At 73.7% G+C, this 16,531-nt stretch carries 15 protein-coding genes and 2 pseudogenes; 7 read left to right on the top strand and 10 right to left on the bottom strand.

Annotated features, from left to right (window positions below; genetic code table 11):
- The first annotated feature begins 104 nt into the window (after window positions 1–104).
- Window positions 105–1,295: a threonine aldolase family protein gene (locus EAO70_RS01655; protein ID WP_148001247.1), complete on the top strand. Its 1,191-nt coding sequence runs from the start codon at window positions 105–107 to the stop codon at window positions 1,293–1,295.
- 56 nt (window positions 1,296–1,351) lie between these two features.
- On the opposite strand, the gene EAO70_RS01660 is transcribed toward EAO70_RS01655, so the two are convergent.
- A complete protein-coding gene (locus tag EAO70_RS01660; RefSeq protein ID WP_148001248.1) occupies window positions 1,352–1,564 on the bottom strand; it encodes a hypothetical protein in 213 nt (70 codons plus the stop codon).
- Between the two features lie 148 nt (window positions 1,565–1,712).
- Here EAO70_RS01660 and EAO70_RS01665 point away from each other — a divergent pair, with 148 nt between their 5' ends.
- Window positions 1,713–2,795, top strand: coding sequence for a DUF5937 family protein (locus EAO70_RS01665; protein ID WP_261992588.1), 1,083 nt, complete (start codon window positions 1,713–1,715; stop codon window positions 2,793–2,795).
- 246 nt (window positions 2,796–3,041) lie between these two features.
- Here the strand turns inward: EAO70_RS01665 and EAO70_RS01670 are convergent, their stop codons facing one another.
- Both EAO70_RS01670 and EAO70_RS01675 read right to left on the bottom strand, forming a co-directional pair.
- A complete protein-coding gene (locus EAO70_RS01670; RefSeq protein WP_148001250.1) occupies window positions 3,042–3,719 on the bottom strand; it encodes a response regulator transcription factor in 678 nt (225 codons plus the stop codon).
- A gap of 17 nt (window positions 3,720–3,736) precedes the next feature.
- Window positions 3,737–4,945 carry a sensor histidine kinase gene (locus tag EAO70_RS01675; RefSeq protein WP_148001251.1) on the bottom strand — a complete coding sequence of 403 codons (1,209 nt, stop codon included), beginning with the start codon at window positions 4,943–4,945 and terminating at the stop codon, window positions 3,737–3,739.
- A 97-nt stretch (window positions 4,946–5,042) separates the two neighbouring features.
- Here EAO70_RS01675 and EAO70_RS01680 point away from each other — a divergent pair, with 97 nt between their 5' ends.
- Both EAO70_RS01680 and EAO70_RS01685 read left to right on the top strand, forming a co-directional pair.
- Entirely contained in the window at window positions 5,043–6,140 is a 1,098-nt protein-coding gene (locus tag EAO70_RS01680) for an SAM-dependent methyltransferase (protein WP_148001252.1), read from the top strand.
- 4 nt (window positions 6,141–6,144) lie between these two features.
- Window positions 6,145–7,287, top strand: a complete 1,143-nt coding sequence (locus EAO70_RS01685) for an NADH-quinone oxidoreductase subunit D (RefSeq protein WP_148001253.1) — start codon at window positions 6,145–6,147, stop codon at window positions 7,285–7,287.
- A 73-nt stretch (window positions 7,288–7,360) separates the two neighbouring features.
- On the opposite strand, the gene EAO70_RS01690 is transcribed toward EAO70_RS01685, so the two are convergent.
- The 5 genes from EAO70_RS01690 to EAO70_RS01710 form a co-directional block, all read right to left on the bottom strand.
- On the bottom strand, window positions 7,361–7,849 hold the full coding sequence (locus tag EAO70_RS01690; RefSeq protein ID WP_148001254.1) for a GNAT family N-acetyltransferase: 489 nt from the start codon (window positions 7,847–7,849) through the stop codon (window positions 7,361–7,363).
- Window positions 7,846–8,916: a hypothetical protein gene (locus EAO70_RS01695; protein WP_148001255.1), complete on the bottom strand. Its 1,071-nt coding sequence runs from the start codon at window positions 8,914–8,916 to the stop codon at window positions 7,846–7,848. The genes EAO70_RS01690 and EAO70_RS01695 overlap by 4 nt, the downstream gene beginning before the upstream one ends.
- A gap of 130 nt (window positions 8,917–9,046) precedes the next feature.
- Complete coding sequence (locus tag EAO70_RS01700; protein WP_187283678.1) at window positions 9,047–10,051, bottom strand: ABC transporter substrate-binding protein; 1,005 nt, start codon at window positions 10,049–10,051, stop codon at window positions 9,047–9,049.
- Window positions 10,052–10,056: 5 nt separating this feature from the next.
- Window positions 10,057–10,854: an ABC transporter permease gene (locus EAO70_RS01705; protein WP_261992586.1), complete on the bottom strand. Its 798-nt coding sequence runs from the start codon at window positions 10,852–10,854 to the stop codon at window positions 10,057–10,059.
- A gap of 1 nt (window position 10,855) precedes the next feature.
- Window positions 10,856–11,542: an ABC transporter permease gene (locus EAO70_RS01710; RefSeq protein ID WP_148001256.1), complete on the bottom strand. Its 687-nt coding sequence runs from the start codon at window positions 11,540–11,542 to the stop codon at window positions 10,856–10,858.
- Between the two features lie 143 nt (window positions 11,543–11,685).
- Between EAO70_RS01710 and EAO70_RS01715 the strand changes: the two genes are divergently transcribed.
- A complete protein-coding gene (locus tag EAO70_RS01715) occupies window positions 11,686–12,729 on the top strand; it encodes an ABC transporter ATP-binding protein (RefSeq protein ID WP_148001257.1) in 1,044 nt (347 codons plus the stop codon).
- Window positions 12,730–12,736: 7 nt separating this feature from the next.
- Here the strand turns inward: EAO70_RS01715 and EAO70_RS01720 are convergent, their stop codons facing one another.
- Window positions 12,737–13,849, bottom strand: a complete 1,113-nt coding sequence (locus tag EAO70_RS01720; protein WP_148001258.1) for an alpha/beta hydrolase — start codon at window positions 13,847–13,849, stop codon at window positions 12,737–12,739.
- 165 nt (window positions 13,850–14,014) lie between these two features.
- Between EAO70_RS01720 and EAO70_RS01725 the strand changes: the two genes are divergently transcribed.
- The gene (locus tag EAO70_RS01725; RefSeq protein WP_148001259.1) at window positions 14,015–15,787 is read left to right on the top strand and encodes a phosphatidylglycerol lysyltransferase domain-containing protein; all 1,773 of its coding nucleotides are present in this window, start codon (window positions 14,015–14,017) and stop codon (window positions 15,785–15,787) included.
- Window positions 15,788–15,878: 91 nt separating this feature from the next.
- A pseudogene (locus EAO70_RS01730) lies at window positions 15,879–16,097 on the top strand (dihydropteroate synthase); the annotation flags it as partial.
- Between the two features lie 42 nt (window positions 16,098–16,139).
- Here the strand turns inward: EAO70_RS01730 and EAO70_RS01735 are convergent.
- Window positions 16,140–16,531: pseudogene (locus EAO70_RS01735) on the bottom strand (dihydropteroate synthase); the annotation flags it as partial.

The following is a 16,531-nucleotide window of genomic DNA, read 5'->3' on the forward strand; positions in this document are numbered from 1 at the left end:
CAGTCCTCGGCGGGTACCGGACGATTTCTGGTCATGCTACGCCAGCGTTTCGCGGCGCTCCGTGGCTGTCCACAGGGTGTGGGCGGTGGTGTGATGATCGCTCCATGGAACCTGTGGACGAGGGCGGCACCGTGGACCCGGCGAACTCCGCGGAGGCGGACGGGGAAGCGGCCCGGCTGTACCGGGCGAAGGTCTGGGGCGGCGCCCGGCGGAAGCTGTGGCACACGTCGGTGGACGGCACCGTCGGCACGCGCCTGCGTGAGCTGGCCGACTGGGCGGAGGCCACCGGCCGGGCCGGCGGGCCGGTCGACACGTACGGGAACGGCCCGGTCGAGGAGCTGGAGGAGCGCGTCGCCGCGGAGCTGGGCCACCCCGCCGCCGTGTTCTTCCCGACCGGGACGATGGCCCAGCAGGTGGCCCTGCGCTGCTGGGCCGGGCGGACCGGCAGCCCCGTCGTCGCCCTCCACCCGCTGGGCCACCCCGAGGTCCACGAGGGCGGCGCGCTCGGCGCCGTGTCCGGGCTCCGCACCGTCCACCCGACCGACGCCCCGCGGCTGCCGACGGCCGAGGAGGTGCGGGACCATCCGGAGCCGTTCGGGACGCTGATGCTGGAGCTGCCGCTGCGGGACGCCGGCTTCGTGCTGCCGACCTGGGAGGAGCTGACCTCGGCGGTGGAGGCGGCCCGCGAGCGGGACGCCGTCGTCCACTTCGACGGGGCGCGGCTCTGGGAGTGCCCGACGCACTTCGGCCGCCCGCTCGCGGAGATCGCCGGGCTCGCCGACAGCGTCTACGTCTCGTTCTACAAGTCGCTCGGCGGGCAGTCCGGCGCCGTGCTCGCCGGGCCCGAGGACGTCATGGCCGAGGCGCGCGTCTGGCGGCACCGGTACGGGGGCCTGGTCTTCCAGCAGTACCCGGCGGCGCTCTCCGCGCTCCGCGGCCTGGACGAGGAACTGCCCCGGCTGCCCGCGTACGTGGCCCACGCGCGCGTGGTGGCCGCAGCGGTACGGGAGGCGCTCGCCGAGGCGGGCCCCGGATGGTTCCGGGTCCACCCGGAGACCCCGCACACCCACCAGTTCCAGGTCTGGCTGCCCTACGGGGCCGAGGCCCTGACGGCGGCGGCCCTGGCCCAGACCGAGGACACGGGCACGGTCCTCTTCCGCCGCTGGTTCACCCCGGGCGCGGGCGGCCCGCCGGGGGTCGCCCTCACGGAGCTGACGGTGGGGGAGGCGGGCCTGGAGTGGACGGCGGAGGACGTACGGGCGGCGGTGCGGGAGTTCCTGTCCCGGGTGGGGTAGCGGGGCCGGGGCCCACCGAGGCCCCGCCGCGCGCCCGCTGTGTGCGCGGTCGATCGTCAGCAGGCCCGGGGCCGGGGCCGCAGCAGTCGGCGCAGGGCCGTCCGGAGGCCGCCCCTCGCCGGCCGGCCCACCAGGACCCGCTCGAAGCGGCGGCGGTCGCGGACCGCCAGCAGCACGGCGACGTCATGGGTGCCGGGCACCGGCGGCGCGGGCTCGCCCAGCCGGTCGGCGCGGTACGTGTCGAAGAGGTACTGGTGCAGTGCGTTCATGGCCCCACCGTGTGCCGCGGCCCGGCGCTCCGGCCCGTCGATTGACGGGGGCGGTCAACCGACGCCCGGTAACACCCCGCCGATTGACGGGGGCCGTCAAACGACACGACAACCCGGCCGGCCCACCCCGCACCATAGGGGGGTGAGCGTGACCATCGACATCACCGGACTGCCGCACGAGCGGATCACCTTCTGCCCCTCGCCGCTGGCGGAGCTCGGCAACGCCCTGCACGCCCTCGCCGAGCCCGCCCACCACTCCTGGCTGCACGCGTGGACGACCACCACCGCCGCGGCACTGAAGCCGGAACTGGCGGACCGGCTGCACGAGGCCGACTTCATGTGGCGGTCCACCCGCTCCGACATCCTGCTGCCCGCCCGGCCCCGCGCGACCCTCGCCGAGGAGCTGGACGACCTCGACCGCATGGACGACGAGAAGTACGTGGGCTCGGCCCTGGAGATCTCCTGCGCCAGCCGCTACTCCGACGGCGCCCCCTCGCCCCTCGTCGACGAGGGCATGCGGCGGCGCGCCCTGGAACTGGCCACCGCGCGCGGGCCGCGCCAGGCCGCGTTCGTGGAGCGGATGCTCGCCGACCCGCCCGGTACGCGCGCGTGGATCCGGCGGCTCCTGGAGGACTGCGACGAGGCCTTCTTCGCCGACACCTGGCGCCGGGTCCGGATCCAGCTCGCCGCCGACGCCCGTCACAAGACAGAGCTGATGCGCCGCAAGGGCCTGGCCGAGGCCGTCGCCGACGCGTCCTCCGCGATGGCCCTGGAGGAGGACGCGGCGGGCTCCCGGATCGTCGTCGACAAGCTGGCCCACGCCCGCACCAGCGCCGAGGGCACCGGAGTGACGTTCCTGCCGACCGCCTTCGGCTGGCCGCACCTGCTCGCGCTGTACACCCCCGGCTGGCAGCCGGTGGTCCAGTACCCGGTGCCCGCCCGCGACCTCGGCGGCGGCGCCCCCGTCGACACGGTCAGGCTGCGGCTCGAGGCGGTCGCCCACCCGATGCGGATACGGCTGAGCCGCAGCCTCGCCCGGGGCTCGTACTCCACGAGCGAGCTGGCCGACACGTACGGCATCACCGCCCCCGAGGTCTCCCGCCACCTCGCGGTGATGCGGAAGGCCGGCCTGATCACCACGCAGCGGCGCGGCCGGTACGTGCTGCACCAGCTGGACGTCGCCGTCGTCGCCCGCCTCGGCAGCGACTTCCTGGAGAGCGTCCTCCGCTAGCGGCCCCCGACGGCACCCCGACGCCCGCCGGAGCCCGGCACCCGGCCGACGCCCGGGCAGACGCCCCGCCGCACCCGGTCTCGGTCGGGGCGCACCCGGCCGGCGCCCCGGCGGAGCCCGGCCGCACCCCGCCTCAGTCGAACCGGATGTGGGCGAGGCCCATCCGGCGCCGCCGCGGCCGGTGCCGCAGCGGCCCGTCGGTGTCCGGTGCCGGCCGCAGCCCGGCCGGCCCGGCGCCCCGCCCGCTCAGCCCGCCGCGCCGCCGCCCGCCCTGACCAGGCCCGTCTCGTACGCCAGGACGACGACCTGGACGCGGTCGCGCAGGCCCAGCTTGGTCAGGATGCGGCCGACGTGCGTCTTCACCGTCGCCTCGGAGAGGACGAGACGGGCGGCGATCTCGCCGTTCGACAGGCCCTGCGCGACCAGCATCATCACCTCGCGCTCCCGGTCCGTGAGCCGGCCCAGCTCCTTGTGCTCGGGCTCCTTGCCCGACGACGGCAGCATCGGCGAGAACCGGTCCAGGAGCCGCCGGGTGGTCGAGGGGGCCACCACCGCGTCGCCGCTGTGCACCGAGCGGATCGCGCCGAGCAGCTCCGCCGGCGGCACGTCCTTCAGCATGAACCCGCTCGCCCCCGCCTTCAGCCCCGAGAACGCGTACTCGTCGAGGTCGAACGTGGTCAGGATCAGCACCTTCGGCGCGTCCGGATCGGAGCAGATCCGCCGGGTCGTCTCCACCCCGTCCAGCTTGGGCATGCGGACGTCCATCAGCACCACGTCGACCGCCGTCGAGCGCAGCACCTCCAGCGCCTCGACCCCGTCGCCCGCCTCCGCCACGACCTCCATGTCCGGCTGGGCGGCCAGCACCATGCGGAAGCCGGTGCGCAGCAGCACCTGGTCGTCGACAAGCATCACGCGGATGGACATCAGTTTCCTTCGGGTCGTCAGTGAGCGGGCTTGAGGGGGAGCAGGGCGCTGATCCGGAAGCCTCCGCCGGGACGCGGGCCCGCGTCCAGCGTGCCGCCGACCATGCCGACCCGCTCCCGCATGCCGATCAGACCGTGGCCCCGGCCGTCGGCTCCCCCGTCCTCGTACATCTCCTGCGGCGCCCCCCGGCCGTCGTCCTCGACGAGCAGGCCGAGGCCGTCGTCGAAGTACACCAGCCGGACGCTGGCACCGACGTCGGGACCGCCGTGCTTGCGCGTGTTGGTGAGGGCCTCCTGCACGATCCGGTACGCGGTGAGCTCGACGCCGCTGGGCAGCGGACGGGGGCTCCCCTCGACCGCGAAGTCGACGGTGAGACCGGCCCCCCGCACCTGCTCGACCAGGTCCTCGATCTGCTGCACGTCGGGCTGCGGCACGTACTCCCCGGCCTCCTGGTGCTCCCCGGTCCGCAGGATGCCGAGGAGCCTGCGCATCTCGGCGAGGGCCTGCCGGCCGGTGGTGGAGATGGTGTCCAGGGCCTGCTTGGCGGTCTCCGGGGAGGAGTCCATGACGTACGCGGCGCCGTCGGCCTGCACCACCATCACCGACACGTTGTGCGCGACGACGTCGTGCAGCTCGCGGGCGATCCGGGCCCGCTCGGCGGCGACCGCGACCTTGGCCTGGGCCTCGCGCTCCCGCTCCAGGCGGGAGGCCCGCTCCTCCAGCTGCGCGAAGTAGGCGCGGCGGGTGCGGAGCGAGTCGCCGAGGACCCAGGCGAGCGCGAACGGCACGGTCATGATGATCGTGAAGAAGACCTGGGCCGGGCCCGACTGCGGGCCCTCCACCGGCCATCTCAGCTGCGAGAGCGTCGCGGCGGAGAGTCCGCCGGCCAGCGCGAGCCGGGACGCCCAGCGGGGTCCGTCGTGCGCGGCGACGGTGTAGATGATCACGAGCATGGCGAAGTCCGCCGGGAAGGGCTCCAGGCCGAAGGCGAGCTGCGCCAGCCCGAGGCCGACCGAGAGGAGGAGCATCTTCTCCGGGGCACGCCGCCGCAGGGCCACGACCAGCGGGAAGAGCACCGCCACGAGGGCGTACCCCACGGGATGGCCCTCCACCGAGGCACTGCCCGACGACACCACCCACAGCAGGGCGACCCCCAGGAGGACGACCGCCCAGAAGGTGTCGACGCCCGTGGGGTGTCTGCGGATGAAGTCGTAAAGGCGCTGCACGTCACCCAGAGTAGGGAAGGGGGAGAGGTGCCGGGATCAACCGTGGGGTCGATCCTTGGCGCGGGACCCGTACTCCCCGAGGTGGAGACTGGGGCGCGTGACGGATGAGACGTGTCAGTGGCAGGGGTGGCGGCAGGCCACGGAGCGGGCGCTGTACGGCCCCGGGGGGTTCTATCTGCGGCCCGAGGGGCCCGCGGGGCACTTCCGTACCTCGGTGCACGCCTCGCCGCTGTTCGCGGGGGCGGTGGCCCGGCTGCTCGCGGAGGTCGCGGAGGAACTGGGGACGTCCGAGATCGACCTCGTCGACGTGGGCGCGGGTCGCGGCGAACTGCTGACGGGGGTCTTGGGCGCGATCGCGAACGGCGGCACCGGCATCCCGGGCGGCACCTCCGGCAGCGTCTCCGATGGCACCCCCGCAGGCACCCCCGGCGCCACCACCGCCGCCGGCCTCACCGTGCGGGCCTACGCCGTCGAGCGGGCGTCGCGGCCCGCCGGGCTCGATCCGCGCGTCGAGTGGACCGACCGGCTGCCCCGCGGCGTGCGGGGGCTGATCTTCGCGAACGAGTGGCTCGACAACGTACCGGTGGACGTGGCCGAGGCGGACTCCACGGGCACGGCCCGGTACGTGCAGGTGCGCGCGGACGGCACGGAGCGGCTCGGCGGTCCCGTCTCCGGCGCGGACGCGGAGTGGCTGGCCCGCTGGTGGCCGCTGCGGGAGCCGGGGACGCGGGCGGAGATCGGCCGGCCGCGCGACGAGGCCTGGGCGTCGGCGGTGGCCTCGCTGGCGGCGGGCCGCGCGGTCGCCGTGGACTACGCGCACCTACGGGAGAACCGGCCGCCCTTCGGGTCGCTGACCGGCTTCCGGGCGGGCCGCGAGGTCCCGCCGGTTCCGGACGGCAGCGGCGACCTGACGGCGCACGTGGCACTCGACGCGTGCGCGGCGGCGGCCGGCGGGGCCGGGCCGCACCCGGCCGAGCTGGTCACGCAGCGGGAGGCGCTCGGGCGGCTCGGGGTGTCCGGCGGCCGGCCGCCGCTCTCGCTGGCCTCCGCGGATCCCGCCGCGTACGTCCGCGCCCTCTCCGCCGCCGGGGAGGCCGCCGAGCTCACCGCCCGCGGCGGTCTCGGCGACTTCCTGTGGCTGACCCAGCGGGTCCCGGGCGGGGCGACGGAGCCGCCGGGGCACGGGGGATACTGACCGCATGACGGAGACGACGGTCGGCATCGGCGGCGCGGCGGAGAGCACCGACATGGTGCTGAACATCGGGCCGCAGCATCCCTCGACCCACGGCGTGCTCCGACTGCGGCTCGTGCTCGACGGCGAGGTCGTACGGGAGGCCGAGCCGGTCATCGGCTACATGCACCGCGGTGCCGAGAAGCTCTTCGAGGCGCGGGACTACCGGCAGATCATCATGCTGGCCAACCGGCACGACTGGCTCTCCGCCTTCTCGAACGAGCTCGGCGTGGTCATGGCCGTCGAGCGGATGCTGGGCATGGAGGTCCCGGAGCGCGCGGTGTGGACCCGTACGCTCCTCGCCGAGCTGAACCGGGTCCTCAACCATTTGATGTTCCTCGGTTCGTACCCCCTCGAACTGGGCGGCATCACCCCGGTCTTCCACGCCTTCCGGGAGCGCGAGGAGCTCCAGGCCGTGATGGAGGAGGTCTCCGGCGGCCGGATGCACTACATGTTCAACCGGGTCGGCGGCCTCAAGGAGGACCTGCCCGCCGGCTGGCTCGGCCGGGCCCGCCAGGCCGTCGCCGACGTCCGCTCGCGGATGGACGTGTACGACCGGCTCGTCCTCGGCAACGAGATCTTCCGGGGCCGTACGCGCGGGGTCGGCGTGCTGTCGCCGGCGTCGGTCCACGCGTACGGGGTGTCGGGGCCCATCGCGCGCGCCTCGGGCGTCGACTTCGACCTGCGACGCGACGAGCCGTACCTGGCCTACGGGGAGCTCCAGGACACCCTGCGGGTGCCGGTCCGCGAGGAGGGCGACTGCCTGGCCCGGTTCGAGTGCCTGCTGGAGCAGACGCACAACGCGCTGGACCTCGCGGACGCCTGCCTGGACCGGATGGCCGAGCTGCCGCCGGGGCCGATCAACCAGCGGCTGCCGAAGGTGCTCAAGGCGCCGGAGGGCCACACGTACGCGTGGACCGAGAACCCGCTCGGCGTCAACGGCTACTACCTGGTGTCCAAGGGCGAGAAGACGCCGTACCGGCTGAAGCTGCGTTCGGCGTCCTTCAACAACATCCAGGCGCTGGTGGAGCTGCTGCCGGGGACGCTGGTCGCGGACATGGTGGCGATTCTGGGGTCGCTGTTCTTCGTCGTCGGCGACATCGACAAATAGCGGGGAGCCCGCCCGTACTCCTGCTGCCCGTGCTCCTGCCCCGGGCGGCTGCTCCTCCACGCCTGCTCCGGGGTCAGCGCTCCCGGCGCATCACGGCGTACTCCCGCTCCTCCCGCCCGGGGCGGCGCCGGTCGGCCACCGTCCAGCCCCAGCGGGCGTACCGGCCCGTCAGTTCCGGTACGTCGAGGGTCATCAGGAGGGCCGGTCCGGGCGCGGCGGCCGCGAGGAGGGCGTCGTGGAGGGCGCGGCCGATGCCGAGGCCCTGGTGTCCGGGGGCGACGACGAGTTCGGCGAGTTCGAAGGCGGGCTCGGCGCCGGTCAGCACGGTGTCGGTCCAGCCGGCCGCGAACCCGAGGAGGGCGCCGTCGGCGTCGAGCGCGGCCACCGCGGTGAAGTCGTCCCGGCGGGCGGCCGAGTCGAGCAGCCGGTCCACGGTGCGCAGCGCACCCCGCGGCGGCTCGTGCCAGGGGGCGCCGCAGAAGGCCTGGGCGCACAGGGCGAGCAGTTCGTCGCGGTGGCCGGCGGCCTCACCGGCCGGGAGGTCGGTGAGGCGGTGGGTCACGAGTTCACCGCTCCGCGCAGCTCGGCCACGTCGAGCTGCTCGGTCTCGTCGTGCGCGGTCAGGTCGATGACCTGGCCGACCGCCTGTGCCGGGACCTGCGGGACGCCCGTGGGGCCGATCGGGGTGAGGAGCGGGGCGCCGAGCGCGGTCTGCGCGGCCAGGGCCTCCTCCAGGACCTCCTCGCCCACGACGTCGGCGAGGTCGGTGTGCTGCACGGCCTCGATCGCGGCCGCCGCCTTCTGCGTACCGAAGAAGTCGAAGCCGCCCTCGGGGCGGGCGACGGGCCTGCGGGCCGCGTACGGGACGATCGCGGACGCCGTCGGCACCGCCGGGACCCGGGGGGCGGCGGGCGCGGCCGGCGGGAGCGCGAGGGCGGCGGCCGGGCGGCTGTGCTCGGTTCCGGCGGCCGCCGCGTGCTTCCCCTGCGGTTCCTCCGTCTCGCGGGCCCGCTCGGCGAGGTCCCGCGCGCGGGCGGCCTCGGTGGTCCGGCGGGCGTGCTGCCGGGCGGCGTTGCGCGGCAGGTCGCGCAGTGCCTGGGCGGCGCGCCGGTAGGCCTCGGGGGTGGGCGCGGAGCCCCCGGCGGGCAGCGCCTTGACGTCCTCGGCGGCGGCCCCGGACTCCAGCGCCAGGACGCGGGCGCCCTCCAGCGCGCTGGCCCGCTCGGTCTCGGCCGTGGCGTACCGGCGGAGCAGGTCGGCGTGCTCGCCGCGCAGCCCGGCCAGTTCGACGCGCTTGGCGCGCAGCTTCGTGTCGAGCCGGGAGCGGAGCGCGCGGGCCTCTTCGAGGTCGGACTCCAGCTCGGCGACCCGCTCCTCGGCCTTCCACTGGTCGGCGGTGCGGGCGCGGTCGAGCTCGGCGACCCGCAGTCCGGCGCTCCGGTCCCAACTGCGCATGAGGACGGCACCGGTGACGGCGGCCGCGGCCGCCGCGGCGGCGAGCAGCCGGACGACGATCAGGTCACCGGGCAGCCAGGCGGCCGCGGCACACACGACCGCGGCGCCGGCGACCGCGGAGGGCGGCAGCAGCTTGTGCAGAGGCGGGGAATGGCGGTGGCGTCCACGTGGCATGGCCTGAAATTTACCGTGCGTAGGCGGGGTGTGGGGCGTCGGCCCGGTAATCTCTTGGCCACTTCTCGCCACCGGACGTGGATATCCACCGTTCCGGTTCCGTTTCGGGCCGACGCCCCCCGCCCGGGGGCTACTTGTTGAGCAGCCCCTTCGTCTCCAGATACGTCTTGGCGACGTCCTCCGGCTTCGCCCGCTCGGCGTCGACCTTGCGGTTGAGTTCGGCGAGATCCGCTGTGGTGAGCACCTTGGTGATCTTGTCCAGGGCGGCGGCTATCTCGGGGGAGCCGGCGTCCTTCGCGTTGACCACGGGCAGCACGTTGTCGGCGTTCTGCAGCTTCTTGTCGTCCTCCAGGAAGACCAGGCCGTAACTGTCGACCGTGGCGTCCGTGGTGGTCGTCAGGACCAGCTGGTCGATCCCGTCCTTCACCGCCTGCTTGGCCTGCGGGGTGCCGACACCCTTGGGGTCGATCCCGGTCACGTCGATCCCGTACGCCTTCTTCAGGCCGGGCGCGCAGAACGGCCGTACCGCGCATTCGTCACCGGCGGCGATCTTCACCTTCAGCTTGGAGGCGCCGAGATCGGAAAGCGTCTTCAGCTTGTTCTTCTCGGCGAATTCCTTCGTCACCGCGAACGCGTTCTGATCGACGGCCTCGCCGACCGCGAGCACCTTCAGACCGCGCGGTTCGGCGAGCTTCCGCAGCGCGTCGACGGTGGCCGCCGCGTCCCCGGAGGCGACCGGCTTCTCCTCGGGCGCCTTCGGCCCGTTCGCCTTGGCGTTGAGGAATTCCGCGATGGTCGCCGCGTATTCGGGGACGACGTCGATCTCGCCCTTCTCCAGCGACGGCTCGTACAGCTCGCGATTCTTCACGGTGGTGATGGATACGGAGTATCCGGCGTCCCGCAGCGCCTGGGCGTACAGCTCGGCGAGCACCTTCGCCTCGGTGAAGGCGGCGGCGCCGACGACCAGCGAGCCCTTCCCGCCACCGGAGGCGTCCGTGTCCCCGGTGCCTCCCGAGCCGTTCTTCTTGCCCTCCTCCAGGCTGTCACCGCCGCACGCGGCCAGTGCGACGGTCAGTGCCGCCGTCCCCAGCACCGCGCCCGCGATACGCGAGACCCTGTTCACGAGATCACCCATCCCAGTCAGCTCTTGCTCAGTTGCTCGGTTGCTCTTGCTCGGTCGCTGTCGCCCAGTTGCTCTTGCCCGGTCGCCCGGTTGCCAAGTCGCTCGGTCCCGGTTGCCCGGTTTCCCAGACGCTCGGTTCGCTGGTCGCGCCGTCGCCCGACGCGCGGGAAGAACAGCCGGTCGGCGCCGACGAGGACGCCCTCCACCAGGAGGGCGAGCAGGGCCACGAGGACCGCTCCCGCGACGACCTGCGCCGTGTCGTAGGTGGCGAAGCCGGCCGTGATGATCCGGCCGAGACCGCCCTGGCCGACCATCGCCGCGATGGTCGCCGTGGCCACCACCTGGACCGCCGCCGACCGCACCCCGGTCATCACCACCGGACGCGCCAGCGGCAGTTCGACCTGCCGGAACAGCTGCCCGCCGGTCATCCCCATGCCCCGCGCGGCCCGCACCGCGGCCGGGTCCACCTCCCGCATCCCCACGTACGCGTTGGTGAGGAGCGGGGGTATCGCGAAGAGCACGAGGGCCACGACGGTCGGCACGTACCCGGCGTTCCGCAGGGGGGACACCATGAACAGGGCGAGGACGGCGAAGACAGGGACCGCCCGCCCGATGTTCGACACGTTCACCGCGAGGGTCCCGCCCCGGCCGAGGTGCCCCAGCCAGAGGCCCAGCGGCAGCGCGATCGCCGCGGCGATCAGCAGCGCCGCCCCGCTCACGTACACGTGCTCGGTGAGGCGCCGTCCGACGCCCTCCTCGCCCGTCCAGTGCGCGCCGGTGGTGAGCCAGCCCCAGGCGTCCGTCACCACGCCCATCTCACCCACCTCCCGGCGCGGTCCGTATCCGGGTCCACGGCGTCAGCAGCCGCTGGAGTCCCAGGAGAAGCAGGTCGGCGAGGACGGCGAGCAGCACGCACAGCACCGAGGCGGCGAGCATCTGCGCCTTGAAGAACGTCGGCAGCGCGTCCTCGATGAGATTGCCGAGACCGCCGCGGCCGACGACCGAGCCGACCGTCGTCAGCGCGATCGTGGAGACCGTCGCCATCCGTATGCCCGCCATCAGCACCGGCAGCGCCAGGGGGAGTTCGACCTCCCACAGCAGGCGCAGCGAGCCGTACCCCATGCCCCGGGCGGCCTCCCGGGTCTCGGCGGGCACGGCGGCGAGGCCCGCCAGCGTGTTCCGCACGAGGATCGTCAGCGCGTACAGCACGAGGCCGGTCACCACCAGCGCCGAGGACAGCCCGAAGAAGGGCAGCAGCAGGGAGAACATGGCGAGCGACGGCACCGTGTACAGCAGGGTGGTCAGTCCGAGGACGGGGCCCTCGAAGCGGGGCCTGGCCCGGACGAGCAGCGCGAGGGGCACGGCGACGGCGAGCGCGATCAGCACCGAGACGACCGTGATTCCCACATGCTGGAGCGTGGCGTCGGTCAACTCCGCGGTGCGCGTACGCAGGTACTCGCCGCAGATCCAGTCGTTCGTGACCAGACAGTTCGGTGCGCTCATCCGTCCCTCCCCCCGGGTCGCCGATCTTCCGAACGTGTGTGTGACGACCCTAACCCCCGGCACCGACAATCCCCGAGACCCGCCACAATGCGGCAACACGCCCTTCACACACCCCCGGCATCCAGGGGACAGAATGGGGAACCATGATCCGGTTCGAGCACGTGACCAAGCGGTATCCGGACGGCACGACCGCCGTCGACGACCTCTCGTTCGAGGTGGCGGAGGGCGAACTCGTCACCCTGGTCGGTCCGTCCGGCTGCGGCAAGACGACCACGATGATGATGGTGAACCGGCTCGTCGAGCCGACCTCCGGCCGCGTCCTGGTCGACGGCGAGGACATCGCCGGCGTCGACCCCGTCGCCCTGCGCCGCAAGATCGGCTACGTCATCCAGCAGGTCGGGCTCTTCCCCCACCGCACGGTCCTCGACAACACCGCGACCGTCCCCGCCCTGCTCGGCTGGAAGAAGGCCGCCGCACGCGCGCGTGCCGCCGAACTCCTCGACCTCGTCGGGCTCGACCCGGCCGTCTACGGCTCCCGCTACCCCGCGCAGCTCTCCGGCGGACAGCGCCAGCGGGTCGGCGTGGCCCGCGCGCTCGCCGCCGACCCGCCGGTGCTCCTCATGGACGAGCCCTTCGGCGCCGTCGACCCGGTGGTCCGCGAGCGCCTCCAGAACGAGTTCCTCGCCCTCCAGGCCACCGTCCGCAAGACCGTCCTCCTCGTCACCCACGACATCGAGGAGGCCGTCCGCATGGGCGACCGCATGGCCGTCTACGGGCAGGGCCGCATCGAGCAGTTCGACACCCCGGCGACCGTCCTGGGCGCCCCCGCCACCCCGTACGTCGCGGACTTCGTCGGCAGCGACCGCGGACTCAAGCGGCTCGCCGTCACCCCCGTCACGGAGGCCGACCTCGACCCCGTACCGGCGAAGGACCCCGTACCGGCGAAGGACGCGGCGCCGGACCCCGCGACGAAGGATCCCGCGGCCGGCGGGCCCGGGGGCGCGGACGGCGCCCCCGACCCCGTACCGCTCGGCACCTCCCTCAAGGACGCCCTCGCCGTCCTCCTCCAGCACGACACGGGCCGCCTCACGGTCACCGGCGCGGACGGCCGCCCCCTCGGCGTCCTCACCCCCGAGGGCGTCCACCGCGCCCTGCGCCGCGCGTCGGCGCCCGCCCCGGCCCCCTGAGCGGGGCTCAGGTCGCGCTGAGCTTGCCGCTCATCCAGACCAGGCCCGGCGGGATCTCGCGGTTCCAGGTGTTGAAGTTGTGGCCGCCGCTCTCCAGCGTGATCGACGAGACCCTCGCCGGGCTCTTCACCCGCTTGATGAACTCCTGCGTGCCCCGCCGGTTGCCCTCGCCCTGCTTCGACGTCGTCACCAGGAACGACGAGGCGCCCGGCGGCCGGTGGCCCAGGCTCCACAGCAGGTCACCGCGCTTGCGCAGCCGTTCGTCCCCGTGGAAGAGGTCCCCGGTCGTCACGTCCTCCGCCGCCCGGTAGTACGCCGAGAACCCCGCCCCCGCGGCGAAGCGGTCGGGGTGGTGCAGCGCGATCTTCAGCGCGCAGTACCCGCCCGTGGAGTTCCCCATGAACCCCCAGTTGCGGGGCTTCGTACCCACCCGGTACGCCTCCGAGACCGCCTTCGGCAGGTCCTCCGCGAAGAAGGTCTCCGTCTGCGGGCCGCCCGGCACGTCCACGCACTCGGTGTCCCGCGGCGGCGCCACCGTCGGACGCAGCATCACCAGGATCATCGGCTGCATCCGGCCGTCCTTCGCCTGGAGGTATGCCGTCTTCGGGTACTTCAGGCCCTTGATCAGGTTCTCCGCCGTGCCCGGATACCCCGTCAGCACCACCGAGGCCGGAAAGGTGCGCTTCGCGTACGCGGGCTGGAAGTACTCCGGCGGCAGGTACACGTACGCCGGCGAGACGATCCCCGACCGCTCCCCCGCCACCACGACCTTCTGTATCTGCCCGGCGGTCGCCGGACGGCCGCCGCCCGGCACGTCGAGCCCCTGCCGCCCCACCACCCGCAGATCCTTCGAACCGGCCGCGTGGTCCACGACCACACCCATGTCCTGCTCCTGGCCGAACAGGTCCGCCCACGAGCCGTAGAAAAGGAAGGAACGATTCGCCGCCAGACCCACCGCGGCGAACAGCGCGACCTGCGTCACGAGCAGCAGCCCGACCCGCCCCACCACCGCCCGCCAGCCGCGCCGCGCGAGCCGCGGCCACAGCCAGACCGTGACGAGGAACAGCGCCACGGCGAGCACGACCGCCACCACGAGAACTTTGTTACTGGTGAGACCCATGGGACGACCGAGCCCTCTTTCCGAGATTTTCCTGTGAACCGATGAACCCGACCCCGTACGACTCCGTCCTAGAAGGCGCACCAACCGGAACGGCCCGCCGAACGCGCCGCAGGGCCCGACCGGAGTCAAGGACCCTTCGCAGGACCACGGGAAGCACGGGAAGCCATGTCTGTCACAGTAGATGGGGACAAATCAGGATTGGTTCCGGTACGGGTACGCCGGATTCTCCGCGGCCCCCGCCCCGAGAAGGTCCCCGCCCTCGTCGGCACCGCCTGCACCCTGATCGGCCTCATCGACATCGCCGCCGGCGTCTTCCCCCGCTTCCGCGCCAGCCGCATGCACGCCCTCGCGGAAGTCCTCCCCGGCACCCTGGGCCCCCTCTCCGCCGCCCTCTCCCTCAGCGCCGGCGTCCTCCTCCTGCTCCTGGCCCACGGCCTCAAGCGCCACAAGCGCCGCGCCTGGCGCGCCGCCGTCGTCCTGCTCCCCCTCGGCGCCACCGCCCAGTTCATCTGGCGCCACTCCGTCCTCGGCGTCCTCCTCTCCCTCGTCCTGCTCGCCCTCCTGCTCCGCCACCGCGGCCAGTTCGCCGCCCTCCCCGACCCCCGCAGCCGCTGGCGCGCCCTCGCCAACTTCGTCGTCATGGGGGCCGGCTCCCTCGCCCTCGGCCTCGTCATCGTCAGCGCCCACCCGCGCCGCGTCATCGGCAGCCCCAGCCTCACCGACCGCCTCGAACACGTCCTGTACGGACTCTTCGGCTTCGAAGGCCCCGTCGGCTACAGCAACGGCGTCGACTGGACCGTCGGCTACTCCCTCGGCGCGCTCGGCATGCTCACCGCGCTCACCACCATCTACCTCGCCTTCCGGCCCGAGCACCCCGCGGCCCGCCTCACCGACGAGGACGAGGTCCGCCTGCGCGCCCTCCTCGACCAGCATGGCGGCCGCGACTCCCTCGGCCACTTCGCCCTCCGCAGCGACAAGGGCGTCGTCTTCTCCCCCAGCGGCAAGGCCGCCGTCTGCTACCGCGTCGTCTCCGGCGTCATGCTCGCCAGCGGCGACCCCATCGGCGACGTCGAGGCCTGGCCCGGCGCCATCGAACGCTTCATGGACGAGGCCAAGGCCCACTCCTGGACCCCCGCCGTCATGGGCTGCTCCGAGACCGGCGGCCAGGTCTGGACCCGCGAGACCGGCCTCGACGCCCTCGAACTCGGCGACGAGGCGGTCGTCGACGTCGCGGATTTCTCCCTCTCCGGACGAGCCATGCGCAACGTCCGCCAGATGGTCAAGCGCATCGAACGCAACGGCTACACCACCCGCGTCCGACGCGTCCGTGACCTCGACCCCACCGAACTCGAAGCCGTCCGCCGCGCCGCCGCCGACTGGCGCGGCACCGACACCGAACGCGGCTTCTCCATGGCCCTCGGCCGCATCGGCGCCCCCGGCGACGGCGACGCCGTCATAGCGACCGCCCACAAGACCGACGACACCGACGCGTCCGACTCCCCCTACGGCGACCTCAAGGCGATCATCCACTTCGTCCCCTGGGGCACCGACGGCATGTCCCTGGAACTCATGCGCCGCGACCGCTCCGCCGACCCCGGCATGAACGAGCTCCTCATCGTCGCCGCCCTCCAGGCCTCCCCCGCCCTCGGCATCGCGCGCGTGTCCCTCAACTTCGCCATGTTCCGCGCGGCCCTCGCCCGCGGCGAGAAGATCGGCGCCGGCCCCGTCCTGCGCGTCTGGCGCGGCCTCCTCGTCTTCCTCTCCCGCTGGTTCCAGATCGAGTCGCTGTACAAGTTCAACGCCAAGTTCCGCCCCCGCTGGGAACCCCGCTTCGTCGTCTACCGCACCAGCCGCGACCTCCCCCGCATCGGCTTCGCCGCCATGCAGGCCGAAGGCTTCGTGAACCTCGCCCCGGAGCGCGAGGTCCGAGCAGCCTGACCCGCCCCCCGGGCCCTACGCTGGACCCATGAGGACGACGATCGACCGGGGTACCGCCCGAGGCCTGCCGGAGTGGGACCGCTGCGCGGTCATGGGCGTGGTCAACGTGACCCCCGACTCCTTCTCCGACGGCGGCCGCTGGTTCGACACCACGGCCGCCGTCAAGCACGGCCTCGACCTCGTCGCCCAGGGCGCCGACCTCGTCGACGTCGGCGGCGAGTCCACCCGGCCCGGCGCCAGCCGCGTCGACGAGGACGAAGAGCTCCGCCGCGTCGTCCCCGTGGTCCGCGGCCTCGCCGCCGAAGGCGTCACCGTCTCCGTCGACACCATGCGCGCCCGTGTCGCCGCCCGCGCCGTCGACGMCGGCCCCCAGGCGGGTGCGGAGTTCGCCGACGACCTCGGCGACGACGTCGTCGTACACGGCGAGGCCGTTCATGCCCTGGCTGAAGCCGCGCCAGKGCATGACGACGAAGGGGACCTCGGCGGCGGCGACGGCGGCGACCATGCCGGGGTCGGCGAGGCCGCCGCTGACGTCGTTGACGAGGACGGCGCCGGCGTCGACGGCGCGGGCGGCGACACGGGCGCGCATGGTGTCGACGGAGACGGTGACGCCTTCGGCGGCGAGGCCGCGGACCACGGGGACGACGCGGCGGAGCTCTTCGTCCTCGTCGACGCGGCTGGCGCCGGGCCGGGTGGACTCGCCGCCGACGTCGACGAGGTCGGCGCCCTGGGCGACGAGGTCGA

The organism is Streptomyces sp. adm13(2018) (genome assembly GCF_008042145.1).
Classification (GTDB): Bacteria; Actinomycetota; Actinomycetes; order Streptomycetales; family Streptomycetaceae; genus Streptomyces.